Here is a 3,612-nt window from a genome sequence, read left to right on the forward strand (position 1 = left end):
CGTAGACGCCGTCGCGCTGTCCGCGGCTGTCGAATTTGGGAATCGCTACCGGCCGCAGACCGCCCGCGCCCACCAGCAGGCCCTTGAGTTTGCCTTTGACCTCGGCGAAATCCGTGCGGTAACGCGGGTTGAGCGGCGGCGCCTCCTGGCCGTCGCTGATGAATACCAGCGCGGTGTCCTTATCCTTCAGCATCCGCAGGGTGTTCAACAAGCCGCTGCCGATGCGGCTATCCGCCGCCCAGGCCATGCGCCAATCCAGCGCGTCTATGGCTTTTTGCAGTTCGCCATACGCGGAACAAACCTCCACCGGCTCGAACAAGACCGCAGTGCGGCGTTCGGTAAACACGCCGACGCCGAGTTGCGATTGGCACGGCAAGCGGCCCAGCAGCTCCCTCAGGCTGTGTCTGACGAATGCCAGCCGGCTGGCCGGTTTATCCGCCAGTCGGTAGTCCTCGGCATTCATGCTGCGGGTAATGTCGACGACGACCATCAGCTTATAAACCGGCCGCTGCCGGGTTTGCGCCGGATAGACGGCCATGGCCGATAAAGCCGCCAGCGACAAGGCCAGACACCAGAAGCGATAATCTTTTAATAACGGGCGGATATTCATAAAAATGTAGGGTACGCACCGCGTACCTTTTCTGCAGAGAGTGCGATACATTGGGTAAAGCTACGCGGTGCGTACCCTGCAAAACGACAAAACGTTATGATCTCCACGCGCTGGCGCGGGAAGCGGAGAGGTACGTTCAAGGCAAGCCCCTGGGAAAGCCCGGTACGGTGGTCCACAGTTGCGCGGGTTGGGCTGCATCGTCGTCCGGTTCGGTCGGGGAAATACGGTCGAATTCCGGCAGCAACTTCATCGCCAGCTCCAGATTGTATTTGGCGTCCCAAAACCGGCTGTCCAGCGCCAGCGCCTGTCGATAGGCCTGCTTGGCCAGATTCAGCAAGGGCATGGCCTGCTCGATGCGTTCGGCTTCGATTTCGGCCATGGCCTGGGCCAGATACGCATTGCCCAGGTTATAGCGGCTTTGCCCTTGCAAGCGGCTGTCCGGCAGTTCCATCAGCAAACTCAAGGTATCCAACGCTTCCCCGTAGCGCTGCTTTTGCCGCAGGTACACGGCGCGCGCCAGCCGGACTTGCGGCGAGGCGCCCGGCAAATTGGAGACGGCGATATCCTGCCCATCGGCCAGTTCCGCCAGCCAGCGGTTTTCGCGCTGAATCCGGTACAGGCCGTATGACTGCAGGCTAGTCAGCAGCAAGCCGGCCAGCAATACCCCCCAGATCAAGCGGTGTTTCAGCGCCCTCATGCCGGCCTCGCTTCGCACAGTTTCAGGCCCAGCAGGCAGGCGATGAATACGGCCAGCCAGCGGTAACAGGCGGCGGATAAATCCTGCTTGGGGATGGTTTCCAGGTAATGCAGCGGCAGCTGCTCCAGGCGGTCGATGTCGGCGATGGCTTTTTGCATGGCGGTCGGATTTTCGGCTTCGTAGGCCTGATAGGGAATATTGAGGCTGGAAAAAAAGCGATGCAAATACAATTCAGGCATGGTCTGGGCGTTATCATCGCGGCTGTCTTCCGGCACGGCGAAAATGCCGGGGCTGTTTTCGGTGCGTAAAAACAGCCAGTACAAACGTATTTGCTGCTGTTTGAACAGCGTACGCAAGGCCGCTTCGCTGTCCGGGTCGATGACCGCCGCTCCGTCGGATACCAACAGCACGATCCGCGAACCCCGCACGGGCTGATGGTCGAAAAACGACAGCGCCATGCCAAGGCCCTTGCTGATGTTGGTATAGGCCAAAGCCGGCAGCGCGGTGGCGTCGATGGCGGCGTGGATGGCTTGCTTGTTTTCGGTTAACGGCATTACGAACAATGGCGACGTGCTGTATTCGGCAATGCCGATCAGATCGTGCGGACGATTGTCGACGAATTCGCCCAGCAGCCTGCGCGCCGCGTCTGCTTTGGACTGTTCGCCGCCGGCCGGGGTTTTGCCGGCAAACGAGTTATCCATGCTATTGCTGCGGTCCAATAACAACACGATGTGGGCGCCGTGGCCGATGCGTTCGACTTGCTGTTCTTTCAGATACAGGCCGGACAAGCCTAAAACCAGCGCGGCAATCGCCGCCATGCCCAACAGGCGGAGCAGCAGCATCAGCCATTGCGACAGAGGATCGGCCGGCAGCATCGCCAGCCAGGTGTAAGGCGTTGCCGGGATATTGCTGCGCAACAAAGGCAACAACACCAACAGCAAGCCGGACAGAGCCCAAGGGGTTTCGAAAGCCAGAGCGCTCACCGGCTGCCCCGTTCGATTTCCCGGCACAGGCCGCACAGCTCCGCCAGTTTGCCGCGTTCCTGATCGCCGTAATCCTGCTTGCCGGCGAACAATACCTGGTTGGAAAAATCGAAAAACCAGTCGAGTTGCGCGGCGGCCAAGGCGTATTCGGGGTGCGCCCGATAAAACGCCGGCAGGCGGTGTTGGTATAGCGGCTGCCGATATAGCGTATTCAAGGCGCGATGCATGACCGCCAGGGACCGCTCCATGTCCGCTACCGTTAGCGCCGACAATTCGGCGGCGGCGCGTTTGAAAATCCGCCGCCGCGGCCAAGCCGGAAAATAACCGTACAAGTAGGCGAGATAGCCGCCGCTTGCAAAGCTTAACGACAATGCCGCATAAAAACCCAGCCATTGCCTGTCGGCGGTCAAGGCGGACGGCAATACATCCGGCCGCATGTAAGCGCGCCCGTTTTCGTCCTTCCTGATCGCCAGCTCCTGCAGCGGCGACAAGGTGAAATGCCAGGCCGGCACGGGCTGTTCGACGCTCTTGCCGGCTTGGCTGAACCGCAGACTAAAGCCGGGAATGCTGAGCATTTTTACTTCGTTCGGCGCGTAGAACACCTGATATTCCAAGTCGATGGCGGTGTTGCCGCTATCCCGGTCGCTTTCGACCGTCACCCGGTTCAGTTGCAACCAGCGGTTGACGGCGCCTTGCCCGGGCACGCTGTTCAGCTCAAGCCGCATATCCTGGCGGGTTTCAATGACGATGCGGTGGCGGATTTCATCGCCGATCAGGTAGCCGTAGGGCCTTGGGGTTTGAAATTCGAAGCGGCTGATGGGCGGCAAGAATGCCTGGGAGCAGCCGCCCAGCAACAGTAAAAGCAGCAGGCCGGCATAAGTCCGGCCGGCGGCAGCCCAGCGGAGCACTTTCGGTATGCGGGCCGCCGCGGGGCTGAAAAAAAATGGCATCCGGCTGTTCATGGCGTATGTTGTTGAAAATAGCGTGTCATTGCCTCGGCCCGGTAGGCACCGCTTAAAAATAAGGGTTCCATGCCGAAGGAACGGAACACCTGTTGCAGCTGTTGCCGGCGGACCGTAAAAGCTTGGTTAATCCGTTGCTTCAAGGCCGGGCGCATCAGCACTGTGCGGGAACGGCGGCTTTCGGCATCCTTGAAGCGGACCAAGCCCCAGGCGGGTAAATCGGCGGCTTCGGCCGCCTGCCACAAAACCACCGGCACTACGGCATGCATTGCCAGAGGATGCAGTATTTGCCGCAGCCCGGATAAGGCAAAATGATAATCGGAGACCAGAAACACTAGGCTGCGCCGGGCCGGCAACAAC

5 protein-coding genes are annotated in these 3,612 nt (G+C 60.1%); all 5 read right to left on the reverse strand.

The features are described 5' to 3' along the window. Nucleotides 1-610 (reverse strand): vWA domain-containing protein (locus tag NP596_RS20460; protein WP_256617239.1); only part of this gene is annotated, 610 nt, incomplete at its 3' end. A 136-nt stretch (nucleotides 611-746) separates the two neighbouring features. Continuing rightward, nucleotides 747-1,307, reverse strand: coding sequence for an MxaK protein (locus NP596_RS20465; protein ID WP_256617240.1), 561 nt, complete (start codon nucleotides 1,305-1,307; stop codon nucleotides 747-749). Beyond that, on the reverse strand, nucleotides 1,304-2,290 hold the full coding sequence (locus tag NP596_RS20470) for a vWA domain-containing protein (RefSeq protein ID WP_256617241.1): 987 nt from the start codon (nucleotides 2,288-2,290) through the stop codon (nucleotides 1,304-1,306). Before NP596_RS20470 ends, NP596_RS20465 begins: the two co-directional genes overlap by 4 nt. Further along, nucleotides 2,287-3,252, reverse strand: coding sequence for a nonribosomal peptide synthetase MxaA (locus NP596_RS20475; protein WP_256617242.1), 966 nt, complete (start codon nucleotides 3,250-3,252; stop codon nucleotides 2,287-2,289). The genes NP596_RS20470 and NP596_RS20475 overlap by 4 nt, the downstream gene beginning before the upstream one ends. Further along, nucleotides 3,249-3,612, reverse strand: a 364-nt coding sequence (locus NP596_RS20480) for a DUF58 domain-containing protein (protein WP_443192635.1), incomplete at its 5' end; no start/stop codon positions are given. The genes NP596_RS20480 and NP596_RS20475, both read right to left, overlap by 4 nt.

The sequence above is a fragment of the Methylomonas rivi genome, assembly GCF_024505165.1.
Taxonomy (GTDB): domain Bacteria; phylum Pseudomonadota; class Gammaproteobacteria; order Methylococcales; family Methylomonadaceae; genus Methylomonas; species Methylomonas rivi.